This window comes from Usitatibacter rugosus, from assembly GCF_013003965.1.
Classification (GTDB): Bacteria; Pseudomonadota; Gammaproteobacteria; order Burkholderiales; family Usitatibacteraceae; genus Usitatibacter; species Usitatibacter rugosus.
Window position 1 is genome coordinate 4327245 of record NZ_CP053069.1, and the last position, 19573, is coordinate 4346817.

The 19573-nt window shown below is 66.6% G+C and carries 19 protein-coding genes; 11 read left to right on the forward strand and 8 right to left on the reverse strand.

Translation table 11 applies throughout. The features are described 5' to 3' along the window. Position 1 precedes the first annotated feature (1 nt). The 4 genes from DSM104443_RS20610 to DSM104443_RS20625 form a co-directional block, all read right to left on the reverse strand. On the reverse strand, positions 2–157 hold the full coding sequence (locus DSM104443_RS20610) for a hypothetical protein (RefSeq protein ID WP_171095701.1): 156 nt from the start codon (positions 155–157) through the stop codon (positions 2–4). A gap of 156 nt (positions 158–313) precedes the next feature. Continuing rightward, positions 314–583 (reverse strand): hypothetical protein, encoded by a 270-nt coding sequence (locus DSM104443_RS20615; RefSeq protein WP_171095703.1) that lies wholly within the window; start codon positions 581–583, stop codon positions 314–316. A 190-nt stretch (positions 584–773) separates the two neighbouring features. Continuing rightward, positions 774–2204 carry a high affinity choline transporter 1 gene (locus DSM104443_RS20620; protein ID WP_171095705.1) on the reverse strand — a complete coding sequence of 477 codons (1431 nt, stop codon included), beginning with the start codon at positions 2202–2204 and terminating at the stop codon, positions 774–776. A 68-nt stretch (positions 2205–2272) separates the two neighbouring features. After that, positions 2273–3703, reverse strand: a complete 1431-nt coding sequence (locus DSM104443_RS20625) for a high affinity choline transporter 1 (RefSeq protein ID WP_171095707.1) — start codon at positions 3701–3703, stop codon at positions 2273–2275. Positions 3704–3763: 60 nt separating this feature from the next. Between DSM104443_RS20625 and DSM104443_RS20630 the strand changes: the two genes are divergently transcribed. Genes DSM104443_RS20630 through DSM104443_RS20650 form a run of 5 tightly spaced genes read left to right on the forward strand, consistent with a single transcriptional unit; the run spans position 3764 to position 8416 of the window. Beyond that, on the forward strand, positions 3764–4744 hold the full coding sequence (locus tag DSM104443_RS20630; RefSeq protein WP_171095709.1) for an ABC transporter ATP-binding protein: 981 nt from the start codon (positions 3764–3766) through the stop codon (positions 4742–4744). Continuing rightward, positions 4741–6024, forward strand: a complete 1284-nt coding sequence (locus DSM104443_RS20635; RefSeq protein ID WP_171095711.1) for an ABC transporter substrate-binding protein — start codon at positions 4741–4743, stop codon at positions 6022–6024. Before DSM104443_RS20630 ends, DSM104443_RS20635 begins: the two co-directional genes overlap by 4 nt. Positions 6025–6034: 10 nt before the next feature. Next, the gene (locus DSM104443_RS20640) at positions 6035–6715 is read left to right on the forward strand and encodes an HAD family hydrolase (protein WP_171095714.1); all 681 of its coding nucleotides are present in this window, start codon (positions 6035–6037) and stop codon (positions 6713–6715) included. After that, positions 6712–7581 carry a carbohydrate ABC transporter permease gene (locus DSM104443_RS20645; protein WP_171095716.1) on the forward strand — a complete coding sequence of 290 codons (870 nt, stop codon included), beginning with the start codon at positions 6712–6714 and terminating at the stop codon, positions 7579–7581. Before DSM104443_RS20640 ends, DSM104443_RS20645 begins: the two co-directional genes overlap by 4 nt. 7 nt (positions 7582–7588) lie before the next feature. Then, positions 7589–8416 (forward strand): carbohydrate ABC transporter permease, encoded by an 828-nt coding sequence (locus tag DSM104443_RS20650; protein WP_212756825.1) that lies wholly within the window; start codon positions 7589–7591, stop codon positions 8414–8416. Positions 8417–8477: 61 nt separating this feature from the next. Here the strand turns inward: DSM104443_RS20650 and blaOXA are convergent, their stop codons facing one another. Further along, entirely contained in the window at positions 8478–9269 is a 792-nt protein-coding gene (gene blaOXA / locus DSM104443_RS20655) for a class D beta-lactamase (RefSeq protein ID WP_171095718.1), read from the reverse strand. An 83-nt stretch (positions 9270–9352) separates the two neighbouring features. Here blaOXA and DSM104443_RS20660 point away from each other — a divergent pair, with 83 nt between their 5' ends. The 5 genes from DSM104443_RS20660 (at position 9353) to DSM104443_RS20680 (ending at position 13808) form a co-directional block, all read left to right on the forward strand. Next, positions 9353–10198, forward strand: a complete 846-nt coding sequence (locus DSM104443_RS20660) for an endonuclease/exonuclease/phosphatase family protein (RefSeq protein ID WP_171095720.1) — start codon at positions 9353–9355, stop codon at positions 10196–10198. 9 nt (positions 10199–10207) lie between these two features. Further along, positions 10208–10867: a class I SAM-dependent methyltransferase gene (locus tag DSM104443_RS20665; RefSeq protein ID WP_171095722.1), complete on the forward strand. Its 660-nt coding sequence runs from the start codon at positions 10208–10210 to the stop codon at positions 10865–10867. 1 nt (position 10868) lies between these two features. Continuing rightward, positions 10869–11771, forward strand: coding sequence for a TolB family protein (locus tag DSM104443_RS20670; RefSeq protein WP_171095724.1), 903 nt, complete (start codon positions 10869–10871; stop codon positions 11769–11771). Positions 11772–11830: 59 nt separating this feature from the next. Further along, complete coding sequence (locus DSM104443_RS20675; protein WP_171095726.1) at positions 11831–12931, forward strand: MBL fold metallo-hydrolase; 1101 nt, start codon at positions 11831–11833, stop codon at positions 12929–12931. Between the two features lie 85 nt (positions 12932–13016). Continuing rightward, positions 13017–13808, forward strand: a complete 792-nt coding sequence (locus tag DSM104443_RS20680; protein ID WP_171095728.1) for an SDR family NAD(P)-dependent oxidoreductase — start codon at positions 13017–13019, stop codon at positions 13806–13808. A gap of 10 nt (positions 13809–13818) precedes the next feature. On the opposite strand, the gene ubiB is transcribed toward DSM104443_RS20680, so the two are convergent. Continuing rightward, the gene (gene ubiB, locus DSM104443_RS20685; RefSeq protein WP_171095730.1) at positions 13819–15264 is read right to left on the reverse strand and encodes a ubiquinone biosynthesis regulatory protein kinase UbiB; all 1446 of its coding nucleotides are present in this window, start codon (positions 15262–15264) and stop codon (positions 13819–13821) included. Positions 15265–15372: 108 nt separating this feature from the next. Here ubiB and DSM104443_RS20690 point away from each other — a divergent pair, with 108 nt between their 5' ends. Beyond that, on the forward strand, positions 15373–15966 hold the full coding sequence (locus tag DSM104443_RS20690) for a histidine phosphatase family protein (RefSeq protein WP_171095731.1): 594 nt from the start codon (positions 15373–15375) through the stop codon (positions 15964–15966). Here the strand turns inward: DSM104443_RS20690 and DSM104443_RS20695 are convergent. Together DSM104443_RS20695 and DSM104443_RS20700 are read right to left on the reverse strand one after the other, a co-directional pair. Continuing rightward, a complete protein-coding gene (locus tag DSM104443_RS20695; RefSeq protein WP_171095733.1) occupies positions 15963–17048 on the reverse strand; it encodes an alpha/beta fold hydrolase in 1086 nt (361 codons plus the stop codon). The two genes, DSM104443_RS20690 and DSM104443_RS20695, sit on opposite strands and share 4 nt — an antisense overlap. After that, on the reverse strand, positions 17048–19480 hold the full coding sequence (locus DSM104443_RS20700) for a protein kinase domain-containing protein (RefSeq protein WP_171095735.1): 2433 nt from the start codon (positions 19478–19480) through the stop codon (positions 17048–17050). The genes DSM104443_RS20695 and DSM104443_RS20700 overlap by 1 nt, the downstream gene beginning before the upstream one ends. Positions 19481–19573: the final 93 nt, after the last annotated feature.

The window sequence follows — 19573 nt, forward strand, 5'->3', positions numbered from 1 at the left end:
CTCAGCTCGCGGGGAGTGCCAGGCGGTGGGCGCCCTTCCACCGGCCGGAGAGGCCGGGTGCCGGCCGCCCGCTCCAGAGACCCGTGGGTTCCCGCCTGCGCGGGAAGGACGCGGGACCGGGAATCCGGGGGACGGGCGGGAGGAGGCGCGCTTTCATGACTGAAAGGTTACCGGCGGCGCCGTGACCGGGCAAAGAAATTGCGACGAAACGCGTATAAGCGGGGACGAATGGAGCAAAAAAAAAGCCCAGCGGGAGGCTGGGCTTAGGGCAACTCCGTATTGGGGGAGGAGTTGCAGGGGGACGTAACCGAAATCAGGTGCGTTGCGAGTTGCTTCCGGTCGTGCGGCGGGCGTCGGCCTGGACCGAGGCGGGCACGAAATCGTGCGGGCGCTGGGCGGTGACGGTGACGCGGAAGTGCGAGTCTTCCTGGGAGACCGTCACGCGGTCTTCGGCGGCGATGCGCTGGGCCTGCTGCGAGGCGGAATCCTTGGAGACGGCGAACCAGGCGACCGCAAGACCGGCGGCGACCATCATGGCAACCGAAAGCGTGGAGTCGAGGTTGAATTCGCGGAAGTTCGTCATGGCTGGGTCTCCTTTTGTCGGCCCCGGAGCGGTTTGCGTCGCGGGATGACTGCACTTTCGGCCGTTGCCCGGGCGGGAGATAGCGGAAAGCGACGAAATGCGGAAACGGCGGACCGAAGTGCGGGCGGCGCGGATGTGGGGGCGCTACGGGGTCATTCCCGCGAAGGCGGGAACCCAGCTGGATCCCCGGCTACGCGGGGATGACGGCCTTCGGACGGGACGCCATTGAACCCAACATCATCCCCAGGACACCCGCCAGCAGGCCGGCCAACGCCGGGGGGACGACCACTTCGGGAGCCACGGCCTCCAGCACGATCCAGGTGACCAGCCCCGCGGCAATGGAGAGGTGGGCGCCGCGGGCCGTGGCCCGCTTCCAGAACAGGCCGGCCGTCAGCGGAACGAAAGCCGACACGAGCACGACCTTCCCCGACTCGTTGACCAGCTGGTAGATGGACATCTTCGAGGTGAGGGCCATGGCCAGGACCGCGAGCCCGAGGAGCAGCACGCTCACCCGCATGGTCTTCAGGAGGCGGGCATCGCCGAGCGGGCCTGCGCCGCGTCGCTCCATCACCGGCCGAACGACGTTCTCCGCGATGACGACTGCCGGCGCCAGGAGCGCGCCGCCCGCGGTGGAGAGGATGGCCGACAACAACGCGCCGAAGAAGAGCACCTGCACCGCGAGCGGCGTGCGCTCGAGGATGAGCGTGGGAAGGATCAGCTGGTAGTCGTCCTTGATCAGCCGGTCGACGAGCGGCGCGTCGATGAGTGTCGCCGCACCGACGAGGAAGATCGGCAGCGAGGCGACGATGAAATAGAGAACGCCGCCGAGGATCGAGGCGCGCACCGCGACCCCTTCATCCTTCGCGCTCATCACACGCTGGAGGACATCCTGTTGCGGGACCGAGCCGCACAGCACGATCAGGGCGGCGGAGATCCACGCGAGGATCGAGCGTGCGTCGGGCTCGGGCAGGAGGGCCATCCGCTCGGAGGTCGCGAGGGCGTCGACCACACGTCCTGCACCGCCGGCGAGGTCCGAGACGACCCACGCGACGTAGAGCATGCCGCCGATGATCACGATCGCCTGGAAGAAGTCGGTGAGCGCCACCGACCACATGCCGCCGCGGATCGTATAGATGAGGACGGCCACGGTACCGATCACGATGCCGGTGCGCGTGTCGATGGCGCCGTGCGACAGGACGTTGAACGCGAGCCCGATCGCCACGAACTGCGCGGCGATCCATCCCAGGTACGAGAACGCGATGCACAGCGACAGCACGATTTCGGTCGGCCGGTCGAACCGGCGGCGGAAGTAGTCGCCGAGCGTGAGCACGTCGAGTCGATAGAAGGCGCGCGCGAAGACGAGGCCCACGAGCACCAGGCAGCCCATCGCCGCGAACGGATCCGCGACCAGGCCGCGAAGGCCATCCTTCAGGAACGTGGCGGGAATGCCGAGTACCGTCTCGGCGCCGAACCACGTGGCGAACACGGTCGCCGTGACGACCACCGTGCCGAAGCGCTTGCCCGCGACCGCGAAATCCCGCGCGTCCTGCACGCGCCGCGCCGCGTACAGGCCGATCGCGATCGACACGGCGAGGTATACGAGGATGCAGGTGATTAGCATTCGATTCCGTCATTCCCGCGAAAGCGGGAATCCACTGGGTCCCCGCCTTCGCGGGGACGACGGCGGCTTCAAGCCGTCGCTTCGCGTTGCAGGGAGCGGAAGGCGAGCGACCCGATGATCATCCCCGCGAAGCTGGCGATGAGGCCGGCCATCTGCGGGGGCACGGTGGCTTCCTTGTAGTAGTACTCGCAGCCGATCCAGATCACGAGGCCGAAGAGTACGGCGAGCATGCCGCCCAGGTTGGTGGCGCGCTTCCAGTAGAGGCCGCACACAAGGGGAACGAACGCACCCACGAGCGTGACCTTGTACGCGTTCTCCACCATCTTGTAGATCGACGCGTCGGTGCTCATCGCGAACGAGGTGACGAGGATCGTGAAGCCCACCAGGACCACGCGCATCAGCTGCAGGAACTTGTGGTCGGGGATGTTCGGGAAGAACGGCCGCAGGATGTTCTCGCTGAAGCTCACCGACGGCGCCAGCAGCGTGGCCGAGGCGCAGCTCTTGATGGCCGAGAGCAGCGCTCCGAAGAACATGATCTGCGCGAAGATCGGCACGATCGGCGAGAGGATCAGGTTCGGCAGGATCAGCTGCGCGTCGCCGCCCTCCTTCAGCGCGCCCGAGACCATCGCCGGGTCGATCAGGCTCGCCGAGTAGGCGAGGTACATCGGGATGAAGGCGAAGCAGAAGTACATGATGCCGCCGACGATCGCCGAGCGCGCGGCGATGTCCTCGCTCTTTGCCGACTGCACGCGCTGGAAGACATCCTGCTGCGGGATGGAGCCCAGCATCATGGTCATCCACGCCGCAAGGAACCAGAGCACCTCCTTCAGCTCGGGCTTGGGCAGGATCTGGAACTTGTCGTTGTTCGCCGCGTGCGTGATCACCGCCTCGGCGCCGCCCGGCACGATGCCGCTCACCGCGAACGCGATGTAGAGCATGCCGAGCACGATGATGATCATCTGGATGAAGTCGGTGATCGCCACCGAGAACATGCCGCCCAGCACCGTGTACACCAGCACCGTGGAGGCGCCGATGATCATCCCCCACTCCTGCGTGACCGAGCCGCCGGAGACCACGAAGAACACCAGGCCCAGCGCCTTGATCTGCGCACCCACCCAGCCGAGGTAGCTGATCACGATGCAGAGCGTCGTCAGCATCTCCACCGGGCGGCTGTAGCGCTTGCGGTAGTAGTCGCCGATGGTGAGGAGGTTCATGCGGTAGAGCGGCCGCGCGAAGAACAGGCCCACGAGGATCAGGCAGAGCGAGGAGCCGAACGGATCCGCGATGATCCCGGAGAAGCCCTCCTTCATGAAGGTGGCCGGGATGCCCAGCACCGTCTCGGAGCCGAACCACGTGGCGAAGACCGTGGCGGTGACGATGTACATCGGCATCCGCCGGCCGGCGACCGCGAAGTCCCTCGAGTTGTGCACCCACTTGGCGGCGTAGATGCCGATCCCGACGGAGATGATCCAGTAGATGATCACGAACGACAGCAGCATTTTTGGTCTTCTTTCGCGGGCGGATGTGGGGCTGGCGCTATTTTAGGAGAAAATGCCGCCGTGTCAGCCATTTCGCTCGACGGCGTCGCCAAGCACTGGGGAGAAACGCGGGCCGTCGATTCCATCTCCTTCGCCGTGGAGCCCGGATCGTTCGTGGCCTTGCTGGGGCCGTCCGGGTGCGGCAAGTCGACGACGCTGCGGCTCATCGCCGGCCTCGACACTCCCACCGCAGGGCGCATCACGATCGCCGGCCGCGACGTGACCCAGGCGCCTCCGGCCGAGCGCGGCATCTCGATGGTCTTCCAGTCGTACGCACTCTTCCCCCACCTCACCGTGGCCGAGAACATCGTCTTCGGCCTCGAGGTGCGCAAGGTTCCGGCCGCCGAGCGCGAGGCAAGGCTGAAGAAGGTCGCGGAGCTGCTGGGCCTGGGCGCGTTGCTGGCCCGCAAGCCGTCGCAGCTCTCCGGTGGGCAGCAACAGCGCGTGGCCCTGGGCCGGGCCATCATCGCCGAGACGCCGGTGTGCCTCATGGACGAGCCGCTGTCGAACCTCGACGCCCAGCTACGCGGCGAGATGCGCCGTGAGATCCGCTCGCTGCAGCGCCGCCTCGGCATCACGATGGTCTACGTGACCCACGACCAGACCGAGGCCATGACCATGGCCGACCGCATCGTGCTGATGCGCTCCGGGAAGATCGAGCAGAACGGCACGCCCGAGGATCTCTACGAGCGGCCCGCCACCGCGTTCACGGCCTCCTTCATCGGGGCGCCGCCGATGAACCTCATCAAGACCGCGGGCGTCGACGGCACCATCGGAGTGCGCCCCGAGGACCTGCGCCTTTCATCGGATGGACTCGCGGCGGTGGTGGAATCCGTCGAGTACCTCGGCGCCGATTCGCTGGTGGCGGCCCGCACGGATGCGCAGGAGGTGCTGGTGCGCGTCCCCGGCCACGCCACCGTGAAGACCGGCGACCCCATTCGCATCAGCTGGGACAAGCAACACGAGCATCGCTTCGACAACCACGGAGGAAGACAACAATGAAGACCCTGCAACGCGCCGCGCGCGCGCTCGCCCTCGGCCTCACCGCCACGGCGCTTTCCGCGTTCGCGCAGACGGAGATCACGTTCTACTACCCGGTCGCCGTCGGCGGACCCATCACGAAGACGATCGACCAGATGTCGGCCGACTTCGAGAAGGAAAACCCCGGCATCAAAGTGAAACCGGTGTACGCGGGCACGTACCAGGAGACGCTGGTGAAGGCGATCACGGCGCAGAAGGCCGGCACGCCGCCCACCACCGCGATCCTGCTCTCCACCGACATGTACACGCTGATCGACGAGGACGCGATCACGCCGTTCGAAGAGATCAATTCCGGCGCCGACGACGCCGCGTGGCGGAAGTCCTTCTACCCCGCGTTCATGGCCAACAGCCAGACCGGCGGCAAGACCTGGGGCATCCCGTTCCAGCGGTCCACCATCGTGTTGTATTGGAACAAGGAGCTCTTCAAGGAAGCGGGGCTGGATCCCAACAAGGCGCCCGCCAACTGGAAGGAGATGCTCGAGTACGCGCAGAAGCTCACGAAGAAGGATGCCTCCGGCAACGTCACGCAGTGGGGCGTGCAGATCCCGTCGTCGGGTTTCCCGTATTGGCTCTTCCAGGGCCTCACGACCCCCAACGGCGTGGAGCTGATGAACGCCGCGGGCACCGAGACCTACTTCGACAAGCCTGAAGTGGTCGAGGCCCTGCAGTTCTGGGTGGACCTGGGCCGCAAGCACAAGGTGATGCCCGCGGGCGTGATCGAGTGGGGCACCACGCCGAAGGATTTCTTCGAGAAGAAGATCGCGATGATGTGGACCACGACGGGCAACCTCACCAACGTGAAGAACAACGCCAAGTTCGATTTCGGCGTCGCGATGCTGCCGGCTTCGAAGAAGCGCGGCTCGCCCACCGGCGGCGGCAACTTCTACGTCTTCAAGAAGGCGACGAAGGAGCAGCAGGTTGCCGCGGCCAAGTTCGCGAAGTTCATGACGACGCCGGAGCGTGCCGCGCAGTGGGGCATGGATACGGGCTATGTCGCGGTTCGTCCCGACGCGTGGGCCACGGCGAAGATGACGGAGTACGTGAAGGGCTTCCCGGTGGCTTCCGTCGCGCGTGACCAGCTGCAGTACTCGGTGGCGGAGCTTTCCACGCACGACAACCAGCGCGTCACCAAGGCGTTGAACGACGGCATCCAGGCGGCCCTCACGGGTGCAAAGGAACCAGCGGCGGCGATGAAGGATGCCCAGGCCGAGGCCACCCGCATCCTGCGTACGTACAAGTGAACCGTCGCAAGTGAACGACCGTCACCCCCGCGAAGGCGGGGGTCCAGTATTCAAGCTGGTCATCTTCGACTGTGATGGCGTCCTCATCGACTCCGAGCCGATCGCGAACCGCGTGTTCCGCGACGGGCTCGCTGCGGCGGGGCTCGACCTTCCGATCGAGACAGTGATGAGCACGTTCGTGGGCAACACGAAGGACGGCTGCATCGAGCTGGCCGGGCGCATGCTCGGCCGGCCATTGCCTGCGGATTTCGGCGACCGCTGGGACCGCGAGCTGTTCGCGGCGCTGCGAGCCGAGGTTAAGCCCGTGGAAGGTATTCCGGAGCTGCTGGCGTCGATGCGCATTCCGTACTGCGTCGCTTCGAACGGCAATCCCGACCGCATGCAGTTGGCACTGGAGGCTGCGGGCCTGCTTCGGTTCGTCGATGGACGCATCTTCACTGCTTCCCAGGTCGCGAAGCCGAAGCCCGCGCCGGATCTGTTTCTCCACGCGGCGAAGACGATGGGGGCCGCCCCGCGCGACTGCGCCGTCATCGAAGACACGCCGACCGGAACGAAAGCCGGCGTCGCAGCGGGAATGAAGGTGTTCGGTTACGCCGGCGCTCCCCACTCCGATGCCGCGAGCCTATCGGCGCACGGCGCCACGGTGTTCTGGGCCGTGAGCGAGCTGCCCGCGTTGCTGGAGCCTGCGTGAGCCGAAGCGCGATCCACGGCTGGCTGCTCCTGCTGCCCTCGTTGGCGTTGCTGGCGCTCTTCACCCACTGGCCGATCGTGGGCACGGTGATCGACAGTTTCTTCGGCACGCCCAAGGGCAAGCGCCCGGCGCCGTTCGTGGGCCTCGAGAACTACCAGGTGATGGTGGCCGACGAGGTGTTCTGGAAGTCGCTGTGGAACAACCTGTGGTTCGCACTCGGGACCATTCCCCTTTCGATCATCCTCGCGCTCGCGATGGCGCTTTGGGTGAACAGCGCGATGCGCGGCAAGACGTGGCTGAGGATGGCGTTCTTCACGCCGACGGTGCTGCCGATGATCGCCGTGGCCAACATCTGGCTCTTCTTCTTCACGCCGCAGTACGGGCTGCTCGAGCAGTTCACGGGGCTCTTCGGCTTCTCGGGCCGCAACTACCTCGGCAGCGAATCGACGGCACTCGTCTGCATGATGATCGTCGCGGTGTGGAAGGAAGCCGGCTTCTTCATGATCTTCTACCTCGCGGCGCTGCAGTCGATCCCGCCGTCGCTTGCGGAAGCCGCGGCCATCGAGGGCGCGCCGCGCTCGTACTATCTGAGAAGGATCGTGCTGCCGCTGCTGATGCCCACCACGCTCTTCGTGATGGTGAACGCGGTGATCAACGCTTTCCGGATGGTCGATCACATCGTGGTGATGACGAAGGGCGGACCGAACAACGCCACGTCGCTGCTGCTGTTCCACATCTACCAGGTCGGCTTCAACTTCTGGGACACGGGCTATGCCGCGGCGCTGACCGTCGTGCTGCTCGCGATCCTCGCGCTGGTGGCGGTCGGGCAGTTCGTGTTCCTCGACCGCAAGGTCCACTACCAATGAGCGTCCGATGAGCCGCCACTACGAGCCGCGCGGAATCGCGCTCGGTGTCGAGACGGTCGCGGCGTGGGCGCTGGGCATTCTCTGGATCCTGCCGCTGATCTACGCCGTGTGGACCGCGTTCCATCCCAGCGAGTACTCCGCGCGCTTCTCGCTCATGGCGCCGCTCACGCTCGAGAATTTCCGCCGCGCCTGGGACGCCGCTCCGTTCGCGCGCTACTTCCTCAACAGCTTCATGCTCGTGACGCTGGTGCTCTCGATGCAGCTCGTGCTGTGCACCCTCGCCGCCTACGCTTTCGCACGCTACGAGTTCCGCGGCAAGGACACGGTGTTCCTGCTGGTACTGATCCAGCTGATGATCATGCCGGACGTGCTGCTGGTGGAGAACTACCGCACGATGGGAAAGCTCGGGCTCCTCGACTCGATTCCCGCGATCGCGCTGCCCTACGCGGCGTCGGCGTTCGGGATCTTTCTCCTGAGGCAGACCTTCAAGTCGGTCCCACGCGAATTGGACGAGGCCGCGCGCGTCGAAGGCGCCGGGCCGCTCACCGTGCTGTGGCGCGTCTATGTTCCGCTCGCGAAGCCCGTGTACCTCGCCTACGGGCTCGTCTCGGTGAGCTATCACTGGAACAACTTCCTCTGGCCGCTCATCGTCACCAACTCCGTGACCTCTCGGCCCGTGACCGTGGGCCTGCAGGTGTTCTCGTCCGGCGATCAGGGTATCGACTGGTCGATCATCACGGCGGCCACCCTCATGACGTCGGCGCCGCTGTTGCTCGCGTTCCTCCTCTTCCAGCGCCAGTTCGTCCAGTCCTTCATGAGGGCCGGGATCCGATGAATAAAGGGGTCAGACCACTTTATTGCTTGTCCTGCGCAATAAAGTGGTCTGACCCCTTTATTCATTTTGTCACGCCTGCTTCTTTCAGGATTGCCCGCGTGATGGCGTAGCGGTGCGCGAACTTGCTGGCCTTCGTCGGAGTGGCGTTCATCGCGAAGTAGGCGGTCACGACGCCCTCGCGCTCGATCCAACCGACCCACCACACGACAGGCTCGCGCACGGCGCCGGTGGTGCCGGTCTTCGCATAGATGGTGTATCCCGCGGTCTCCTCGACACGCAGGGCATCGCGTACGAGTCGCCGCGAACGGGCGCTCACAGGCAACCGCCCTTCCTCGAGCTTGCGAAGGAACTCCACCTGCTCGAAAGCGCTGATGCGCATCTGCCCCTGGAGCCAGAAGAGATCGATCCCGCCGCCGATATCGCGGTTGCCGTAGGCGAAGCGCTCGATCCACTCCTTCATGCGGGCCTTGCCGGTGCGGCGAGCGACCTCCTGGAACATCCACACGACGCTCTCCTTCATGCCGGTGTCGAGCGTGTGGTCCTGCTCCCAGGAATGGCGCGGCTTGGGCTTGCCGTCCCAGCGGAAGACCTCGTGCTCGTCGCGGATCGAGCCCACCTCGAGGCCGATCAGCGCGTTGGGGACCTTGAAGGTGGACGCGGGCAGGTAGCCGTGGCGGGCGCGCTCCGGGTCGAGGACCGAGTAACGGTTCTTTGCGGGCTCGTAGAGCACGAAGGTGCCCGCCACCCCGTAGGCGTCGAAGTGGCGCTTCCAGCCCGGCCGCTCCACCGTCTCGGAAGCGCCCGCGTGCAGCCCGGCCAGGAGCATCAAAAGCGAGGGGGCAATGCGTTTCATTGCGCTTCTCCGATGTGGAATAACGGAGCCAGCGTGCCCCCCGAATCTGGCAAACTTCTGGCCTTCCTCGGAGCGATTCGGGCATGAAGCTCATCACCTGGAATATCCAGTGGGGCCGTGGAGTCGACGGGCGCGTCGACCTCGGGCGGATTGCGCGGCGAATCCCGTGGCTCGGCGATTTCGACGTGATGTGCTTCCAGGAAGTCGCCGACAACTATCCCGACCTCCCCGGCAACGACTCCGCGAACCAGTTCGCGGCGCTGCCCGCCCTCTTCCCCGGCTATGCGGCGTTCGAGGGCATCGCGGTGGACGTGGCCGACGGAGCGCGGCGCAAGCGCTTCGGCAACCTCATCCTCACGCGCCTGCCGGTGCACTCCGCACGCAGGCATGCGCTTCCGTGGCCCGCCGATCCGGAGCGGGACTCGATGCCCCGCGTGGCCGTGGAGATCGTCGTCGGCGCACCGTTCGGTCCGCTTCGCGTGACCACCACGCACCTCGAGTACTACTCCGGCGTGCAGCGCATGGCGCAGGCGCGGCGGCTTCGCGAGCTGCACGACGAGGCTTGCGCACGCGCAGCCGCGCGGCCGAATCCGAAGCCCCGCGAATCGAACGCCACCTTCGCGGTCACGCCGCAACCCACCGCCGCCGTGCTCACCGGCGATTTCAACTTCCCGCCCGAGGCGCCGGAGTTCCCGGAGATCCAGGCGCCGCTCGCCAGCGGCGGGCCGCGTTACCGCGATGCATGGACCACCGTCCACGGCATGCGCGCGCACGATCCCACGTTCTGCGTGCACGACCATAGCTGGAAGCCCGTGCCGCTCTGCTGCGACTTCATCTTCGCGAGCGAAGGGCTGCCGGTGCGCAGCATCGCCGTCGACCTCGAAGCGCAGGAATCCGACCACCAACCCGTCATCCTCGAAATCGGCTGAAAGGACACCATGTCGCGCCTCCTCAACATGACCCCGGAGTTGAACCAGTACATGGTCGATCATTCCGTGCGCGACCATCCGGTGCTCGCCGAGCTGCGCGCTGCGACGGCGCCGCTCAAGCATGCGGGCATGCAGATCGGGGCGGAGCAGGGCCAGTTCATGCAGTTCATGGTCCGGCTGATCAACGCGAAGCGCTGCATCGAGGTCGGCGTCTTCACCGGCTACAGCTCGCTCTCCGTGGCGCTGGCGCTCCCCTCGGACGGGACCATCGTCGCCTGCGACATCAGCGAGGAGTGGACCGCCATCGCGAAGAAGCACTGGGAGAAGGCGGGCGTGGCGAGCAAGATCACGCTGAAGCTGGCACCGGCGAACGACACGCTGGACAAGCTGCTCGCCGAAGGCGGCGCGGGCAAGTACGACTTCGCCTTCATCGACGCGGACAAGCCGGCGTACATCGGCTACTACGAGCGGCTGCTGAAGCTGATGCGCCCCAACGGGCTCATCATGGTCGACAACACGCTGTGGTCCGGCTCGGTGGTCGATCCGAAGAACCAGGAGCGCGATACGGTGGCGCTGCGCGAGTTCAACGCGTTCGTGCACAAGGACGTGCGCGTCGGCCTCGCCATGCTGCCGCTGGGCGACGGGGTCACGCTGCTTCGCAAGCGCTAGCGTGTACAAGCGCTCCGCTGTCCTCGCCGGTTCCGCCGCGCTCGCGCTCGCCGCGCTGTCGTTCGCTGCGCAGGCGGCGAGCGACGCCTTTCCGCATTGGTCTCCCGACGGCAAGCGCATCGCCTTCACGTCCGACCGCGACGGCGACTGGGAGATCTACACCATGGCCGCGGACGGCAGCGATGCCCGGCGCCTCACGAGCGCACCCGGCCGCGATGCGCATCCCTCGTATTCGCCCGACGGGAAGCGCCTCGTGTTCCAGTCCCCACGCGCCGATGGCAAGAACGTGCAGGTCTACGCGATGGACGTGGATGGCGCGAACGTCGTGCGCCTCACGGACCTGAAGGGATTCGCCGGCGTGCCGGTCTACTCGCCGGACGGCAAGCGAATCGCGTTCCAGTGGCGCGAGGCCTCGGAGCCGCCCGCGACCGCGAAGAAGTGGCGGCTCGCCACGATGGCCGCGGATGGCTCGGACCTTCGGCTCATCTCCGGCGGCGAAGCCAACGACCAGGTGCCCGCGTGGTCGAAGGACGGGCGCCGACTGCTCTTCTTCTCCGACCGCTCCGGCCGGAACCAGGTGCACGTGATGAACGCGGACGGCACGGGCGAGCGCCGGCTCTCCGACGGCAAGCACGACGACTTTGTCGCGTTCTGGTCGCCCGACAATGCATGGATCGCCTTCTCCTCCTCGCGCGATGGAACGGTGGACATCTTCGTGGCCGACGCGGAAGGCGCCAACGTGCGGCGCCTCGCGCAGACCGCGGCCAACGACCGCATGGCGACGTGGTCGCCCGACGGCAAGCGCCTCGCGATCTCGGCCGACGAGAACAACGCGAGCTGGATCTACGTGGTCGAGGCCGACGGCTCGAAGCCGGTGCGCCTGTCACCTCCGGTACCGCGCTAGCCAATCGCCGCGACGTTCGGTGACACGGCACGCGATTTTCGCGTGCTATCAAAGTGGGCATGAACGCACTTCGCCTGCTGGCCATCGCCCTCCTCGCCCCGCTGGCCTTCGCGGCTTCCGCGGGGCGCGTCTCCAACAAGGATTACGACATCGTCACGCTCGCGGACGGCGTGCACGGCTTCGTGTGGCGCGATCCGTCGGCGCAGGTGATCGAGGGCAACGCGCTCTTCATCGTGAATGAGCGCGATGTCATCGTCGTGGACACCGGCCTCATGCCCGCCAGCACGCTGCGCATGATCGAGGAGCTGCGGAAACTCACGCCGAAGCCCGTGTCGATGGTCGTGAATACGCACTGGCACGACGACCACGTCAACGGCAACGGCCTCTACCGCGATGCGTATCCGGGCGTGCTGGTCGTCGCCCACGCGAACACGCGGCAAGATCAAATGGAGCAGGTGATCGCCCCGCGCCAGGCGAACCTCGACAAGGGCGAGGCCGGCCTCGCGCGCTACGACACCTGGCTCGAGAAGGGCGTGGACGACACGGGCAAGGCGATCGACGAGGCGCGCCGCAAGCGGATCGTGGAGTTCCTCGCCACCGCCCGCGCCGAGATCCCGCTGCTGCGCTCCGTGAAGGATTCGCCCGCCGACATCACCCTCGATTCGAAGCTCGTGGTCGAACGCGGCGACCGGCGCATCGAGATCCTGCACCTCGGTCTCGGAAACACCCGCGGCGACCTCGTGGTGTTCCTGCCGAAGGAGCGCATCGTCGCGACCGGCGACTTGCTCGTCTATCCGATCCCCTTCATGTTCGGGTCCTACTACGACACGTGGCCCGAAACGCTCGAGAAGGTGGCCGCGCTTCCTGCCGACACGCTCTTCCTGATGCACGGAGCGCCGCAGAAGGACCGCACCTACCTGAAGCAGGTGCAGGCGCTGCTGCGCGACATCGCGGCGCGCTCGAAGGTGGCGGCGGCGACATCGCTCTCGGCGGAGGAAGCCGCGAAGCAGGTGGACCTCAAGGATTGGCAGGCCCGTTTCGCCGGCGACAACACGATCCGCCAGCGCGAGTTCGAGGGTTACGTCGTGCAGCCGGCCGTCACGCGCGCCATCCGGCAGGCTCGCGGCGAGCCCGCGGCCTTCTTGCAGAACCTGCAATAGTCCTCACCTACAATGGTCGTGGGTTCCCGCCTTCGCGGGAACGACGACGCTCGCCGTCGGGCGGGCAATGGCCTTGGAGGTGTTCGTGGACCTGCAACTGAAGGGCAAGTTGGCACTCGTCACCGGCAGCACGGCCGGCATCGGCCGCGCGATCGCGGCGCAACTCGGAAGCGAAGGCGCGCGCGTCATCGTGAATGGCCGCAAGGCCGAAGCCGCGAAAGCCGCGGCCACGGAGCTCGCGAAGGAAACCGGCGGCACGTTCGTCGCCTTCGGCGGCGATCTCTCGCAGGCCGCGGAGGCCGAGCGCGTGGTGCGGGAGAACCCCGGCATCGAGATCCTCGTGAACAACCTCGGCATCTTCGAGCCCAAGGCCTTCGAGGACATCCCCGACGAGGACTGGCGCCGCTTCTTCGAGGTGAACGTGCTCTCGGGCGCGCGGCTCTCGCGCCTCGTGCTCCCCGCGATGAAGACGGCGAACTGGGGCCGCATCATCTTCATCTCCAGCGAGAGCGCCCTGCAGATCCCCGCGGAGATGATCCACTACGGCATGACCAAGACCGCGCAGCTCGCGATCTCGCGCGGCCTGGCCGAGAGCGTGGCCGGCACGGGCATCACGGTGAACTCGGTGCTGCCGGGTCCGACCAACTCCCGCGGCGTCGGCGACTTCGTGGCCGCGCTCGCCAAGGAGCAGGGCACGACGTTCGAGGCCTTCGAGAAGCAGTTCTTCAAGACCGTGCGCCCCACGTCGCTGATCCAGCGTTTCTCCACGCCGGAGGAAGTGGCATCGCTCGTGGCCTATGTCGCGAGTCCGCTCGCGTCGTCCACCACCGGTTCGGCGTTGCGCGTCGACGGAGGCACGACCAAGTTCGCGTTCTAGCGCGGGGGCGTCACAGCCGCAGGATGTAGGCGACGGCGAGCAGGGCCAGCACCAGCGCGATCACGCCCATCATCCACGTCTGGCGGCGCTGCGTAGCCTCGAGCTGCATCAGCGTGCGCTCGAGGCGCCGCGGGGTGTCGTCCGAGAGCAGGCGGTGCACGAGCAGCGGCAGCTGCGGCAGCGTGCGCGCCCAGCGCGGTGCTTCATCCTTCAGCTTCTCGAGGAAGGCCTCCGGGCCCGCCTGCTGGTTCATCCAGCGCTCGAGCACGGGCTGCGCGTGGCGGCGGAGGTCGAGGTCCGGATCGAGCGCGCGGCCGAGCCCCTCGATCTGCAGCAGCGTCTTCTGCAGCAGCACGAGCTGCGGCTGCACCTCCATCTTGAAGCGGCGCGAGACCTCGAAGAGCCGCATCAGGAGCTTGCCGAAGTAGATCTCCTTCAGCGGGCGGTCGAAGATCGGCTCGCACACGGCGCGGATGGCGCCCTCGAACTCGTCGACCCGCGTGTCGCGCGGCACCCAGCCCGCGTCCACGTGCGCGACCGCGACCTTGTGGTAGTCGCGATGGAAGAACGCGCGGAAATTGGTGGCGAGGTAGTTCTTGTCCTCGTCGGAGAGCGTTCCCATGATCCCGAAGTCCACGCCGCAGTAGTGGCCGTCCCTCGCGACGAAGATGTTGCCCGGATGCATGTCGGCGTGGAAGAAGCCGTCGCGGAAGACTTGCGTGAAGAAGATCTCCACGCCGTCCCGCGCGAGGCGCTGGATGTCGATGTTGTGCTTGCGGAGCGAATCGACGTCGTTCACCGGGATGCCGTCGATGCGCTGCATCGTCATCACCGTGCGCGTGCACCAGTCCCAGTAGACCTCGGGCACCACGAGCAGGCGCCCGTCGGCGAAGTTGCGCCGCAGCTGGCTCGCGTTGGCCGCCTCGCGCAGGAGGTCCAGCTCGTCGTGGATCGTCTTCTCGAATTCGCGGACGACTTCGCGCGGGCGAAGCCGGCGGCCGTCGGCGGAGAAGCGCTCAATGAAGCCCGCGGCGAGGTACAGCAGCGACACGTCTGAACGGATGGTCTTGTCGATGCCCGGGCGCAGGACCTTCACGGCGACCTCGCGCCCGTCGGGCAACGTCGCGAAATGCACCTGCGCCACGGAAGCACTCGCCACCGGAGTGAGGTCGAACGTGCCGAAGACCTCCGCGTGCGGGCGGCCGAACGCCTCGCGCAGCGCCTGGTCGACCTGCGCCGGATCGACGGGGGGCACGCGGTCCTGGAGCTGCGAGAGCTCCTGCGCGATGTCCTCGGGGATCAGGTCGGGGCGGATCGACAGGAGCTGGCCGAACTTCACGAAGATCGGCCCCAGCTCCTGCAGGGCCACGCGCAGGCGCGCTCCGCGGGTCCGGGAATGGTCCCAGCGGTGGCGTGCGAGGGTGAAGAGGATCCGGAGGAAGCGGAAGAGGCGCATTGTGACTTATCGCATTGGAAGGGCGATTCTACCGGTGCTAATCTCCATCTCCCCGCCGGCCACCAAGAGCCGGGTTTTTTTCGACTTCGAACAAGGCAGCGCGCCCCCATGACTTACCAGGCCGATCGGCCCTTCACCTTCTATTTCGTCCGCCATGGCGTGACGGAGCCCAATTTCAAGGGCCTTCGCTGCGGCGGCGACCTCGACATCCCGCTGATGGACATCGGCTGCGACCAGGCCTACCTGCTCGCCAAGCAGATCCAGCGCATGGACCTCGGCATCAGCGTCATCATCACCGGCTCGTTGATCCGCACGCGGCAGACCGCGTCGATCATCAGCGGCGTGATGGGCAACCTCCCGATCGAGGTGAATCCGCTCCTGAACGAGCGCCTGCTCGGCGTCTGGAACAACCAGTCGATCGAAGCGACCGAGGAGCTGCTGAGGAACCGCGTCACGCCCCCGGGCGGTGAGTCCGAGGAGACGTTCGCGCAGCGCATCAACAGCGCGCTCGAGGGTTTGCGTCCCCGCTTCGATCGCAAGATCCTGCTCGTGTCGAGCAAGGGCGTCGGGCGCATCCTCAATGGCCTGCTGGGCGGCGAAGGCCGCATGACGGTCGGCAACGGAGAAGTCGTGGAATTCGCGGTGGCACCCAATGCCTCGGGCCTCGCCACCGTCAAAGTGACCCGCCCGCACCAGCTCTAGCGGGGGTCGTCGCGCTGGCGGGCGTGCAGCACGGTCCACTCGCCGATGCCGCCGCGTCCCTTCAGCCACTCGTGGATGAACCAGTTCTGGTTGCGGTCCGAGAGCACCGGCGTGTGGCCGGTGTCCGGCACGTGCATCACTTTCACCTTGTGCGAGTTCCGCATGCGCTTGATGGTCGGGGGCAGCAGCGCGTCCGAGAGCATGCCGTGGATCAATAGCACCGGGCACTTCACGCGATCCCAGTAGCTCCACTGGTCCAGGCTTTCCTGCGCATCGGCCTTGAAGGCCTGGAGCGCGCGGACATCATGGCGATAGATGCGCCCGCCCTCTTCGTCCGACCACTTGGTCTGGTGGAAGGTGACGTTGAAGCGGATGTCGTCGCTGATGGGGCCGTCGTTCTTCTGCGAGGCGCCGATCTTGCGCAGCAGGTCCGCGGGGTCGCGAAACACGTAGTGGCGCGCCAGCGTCTGCGAGCGGCGCTTGCGGCGGTTCTTGGGGATGAACGGCCCGATGTCGTTCAGGATCAGGCGGCTCACCAGCGCGGGATGCTTGGCCGTGAGCTCGATCGCGGCGCTGCCGCCGAGCGACGAGCCCAGCACGATCACCGGACCGCACTCGAGGTGCACGATCATCTGGCGCAGCTGCTCGACGTATGTCTGGAGCGAGTAGTCGGTCTCGTCGGCCATCCACGCCGAGAGGCCGCGGCCGACCCAGTCGAAGCAGACGACGCGGAAGTCGCTCATCAGGTCCCCGGCGAGGTAGTTGAAGCGCATCGACGTGTTGGCCACGCCGCCGCAGCAGACGATCGTCGGGTTCTTCGGGCTGCCCCAGTCGCTATAGGCGATCTTGACGGGATAGGGCTTGCGGAAGCGCGGGGCCGAATGCCTCTGCAGCCGCTTGGGATGCCAGTAGTCGAAGTGGCGCAGCTCGAACTTGTCGTGGAAGCGGCCGACGACGCGCTTCGCGAGCGCCATGTACTCGTCCCACGTCTTGAGGACGCGGCGCCTTCCCGGGATTGGGGGTTCCCAATCGGGATCGTGGCGGCGTGCGCGACGCACCGAGGCGGCGGGCTTGCGCGCCATCAGCTTTCCTCTTGGTCGTACCCTAGGGCGGAGCGCCGACCGGAGCGTTCACGCTCTCTCTGGCGAAGGACGTCGATCATCACGTTGAAGGTGCGCGCCAGCTGGCCCACCTCGTCGTTGGATCGAACGGCGATGTTCGCGTTGGCGTAATCCCCGCTCTTCAGGGCATGCGCCGCGGCGGTGAGTTTCTCGATCGGCTTCACGATCGAGCGCGCGAAGAGCATGGCGAGCAGCACGAAGATCGCGCCCACCAGGAGGACGGACAGCAATGTGTTCTGGAACAGCCGGTCCAGCGGCTCGGCGAAGTAGTCGCGCGACTCGGACACGGCGACGGTCCAGCTCGTGCCCGGGACCGGGGCGTAGCCCGCGATCTCTTCGCGCTTCTGGATGTTCGAGTTGTACGTGATGTTGCCTTGCTTGTGGCTCGCGATCGCCCTGGCGAGGTCGAGCTGGTTCACGGTTTCGATCTTGGGCCGGCGGAAGCGCTGGTCGGCGATGATCTCCTCCATCGCCTCCTTCGGCAGCGGCGCCAGGCTCGAATAGAGGACCTTCTCGTTCGGGTGCATCACGATCACGCCGTCCTCGTCCACGAGGAAGGGCACGCGGTCGTTGCCGATCTGCGCGCTGGTCATGATCCGGCCGATGGGGTCGGCGAGGATGCGAAGCACCACGGCGCCGATCACGGTCTTGCCGTCGGGTGCGAACACCGGCTGCGAATAGAAGACGCCGGCCGCGCCCGCGACCGAGCCCACGACGATGCCGGTCATGAACGTCCGGCCTTCCATCGCGACCTTGAAGTACTCGCGGAACTTGAAGTTGCGTCCCATCACCGCGGGGTCGCTCGACACGAGCGCGTCGCCGGCGGTGTTGAACACCATCGCGAGCTGCACGTCGGGGTTGGCCTTGATGAGGCCGTCGAGCTTGCGCTTGAGGTCCGCCTTGCCGGCATCCGTGGGCGGCTTCGAGAGGAACTGCACGAAGTCGTCGTCGGTGCCGAGATAGTTGGCGAGGTTGCGGCTGTCGCCGATCAGCTGGGCGATGCGCCCGGCCGTGCTCTGCGAGAGCTGCTCGAGGTTGCGCAGCTCGTTCTTCGAGATCGCGTCGAGCGAGGCATTCAAATTGAAGTACGCCGTGATCACCATCGGCAGCAGCGCCGTGGCGACCATGGCCAGCGTCATCTTGACCGCGATGGGCCAGGACGCGGGGCGGGTGATCGCGCGCCCGATGTTGGCGAAGCGTCCCTTCAGCGTGCGCGGCGAGCGCAGCGATGCGACCCAGCTCTCCTTCACCGGCTGCGAGTACTCCTCTTCGCTCGCGAGGAGTGCATCCTGCAGGCCGAGCTCGCCGGCCGACGCGAAGAGCGCGGCTCGGAACTGGTTCATGTCCTGCGGGCGGTCCTTCGGGTGGACCTTCAGGGCCCAGTCGATGGCGCGCAGGAATTCTTCGCTGTAGCGGCCCCGGGCGAGCGCCTCGGCGCTGGGCAGCGGGTCTTCTTCCTGCAGGCGCTCGGGGGCTTCGATCGGCTTCTTGCCGGTGACGATCCAGAAGAGCGTGGCGCCCATCGCATAGATGTCGGTCCACGGTCCCTGGCGGCCGCCGCCGGCGTACTGCTCGATCGGGCCATAACCGGGCGTCACCACCGCGCCGGTGTCGGCCGATTGGCTCGTGGTCTGGCGCGCGGCGCCGAAGTCCAGCAGCACCAGGCTGCCGTCCTCGTCGCGGACATAGATGTTGTCGGGCTTGATGTCGCGGTGCAGGTAGCCCGCGCGGTGCACGACGGCCAGGCCGTCGAAGAGCGGGGCGAAAAGCGAGACGATCTGCTGCTCGGCCACGTTGACGCGCTTCTTGCGCCACACCTTGAGGGACTGGCCGCGCTCGTACTCCAGCACCATGTAGGCCGTCTTGTGCGCCTCGAAGAAGCGCGCCACGCGCACGATGTGCGGATGGCGGAAGGTGGCGAGCGTGCGGGCTTCGACGAGGAAGTTGTCGAGGCCGGTCTGGTAGAAGCCCTGGTCGTCGTCGGCGCGCGCGGAAACGGTGTTGTCGACCGTGCGGTAGGCGAAGTCCTCGGGGAGGTATTCCTTGATGACGACCTTGGCGTTGAGGTTCACGTCGGTCGCGGCGTACGCGATACCGAAACCTCCCTGGCCGAGGATGCCGTCGATCCGGTACTCGTGGAGGCGGAAGCCGATGGGCAGGACATTGCTCTGGGCGGCCGGCTTGGGCGGCAGCGCCCGGCGCGGCTCGTTGGCGGCGGCCTCGCCGGCCGGCTCCACGCGGGTCTTGTCGACGGGCTGGACCACGGTCTTGTCGACCGGCCTGGGCTCGACGAGCGTGCGCTCGTCATCCTCCCCGATGGCCGCGCGCAAGCGCCGCTGCATCTCGGGATCGACCAGAGTCCTTTCCGTGCTGTCCTTGGGGTTTTCTCCCAAGATGAACCCCCCTGTGGCGGCCTACCCAGGCCGTCTATAGACCAAAACTAACACAAAACCCCCTCCCGGGGAGGGAAATCCCATGCTGGACAA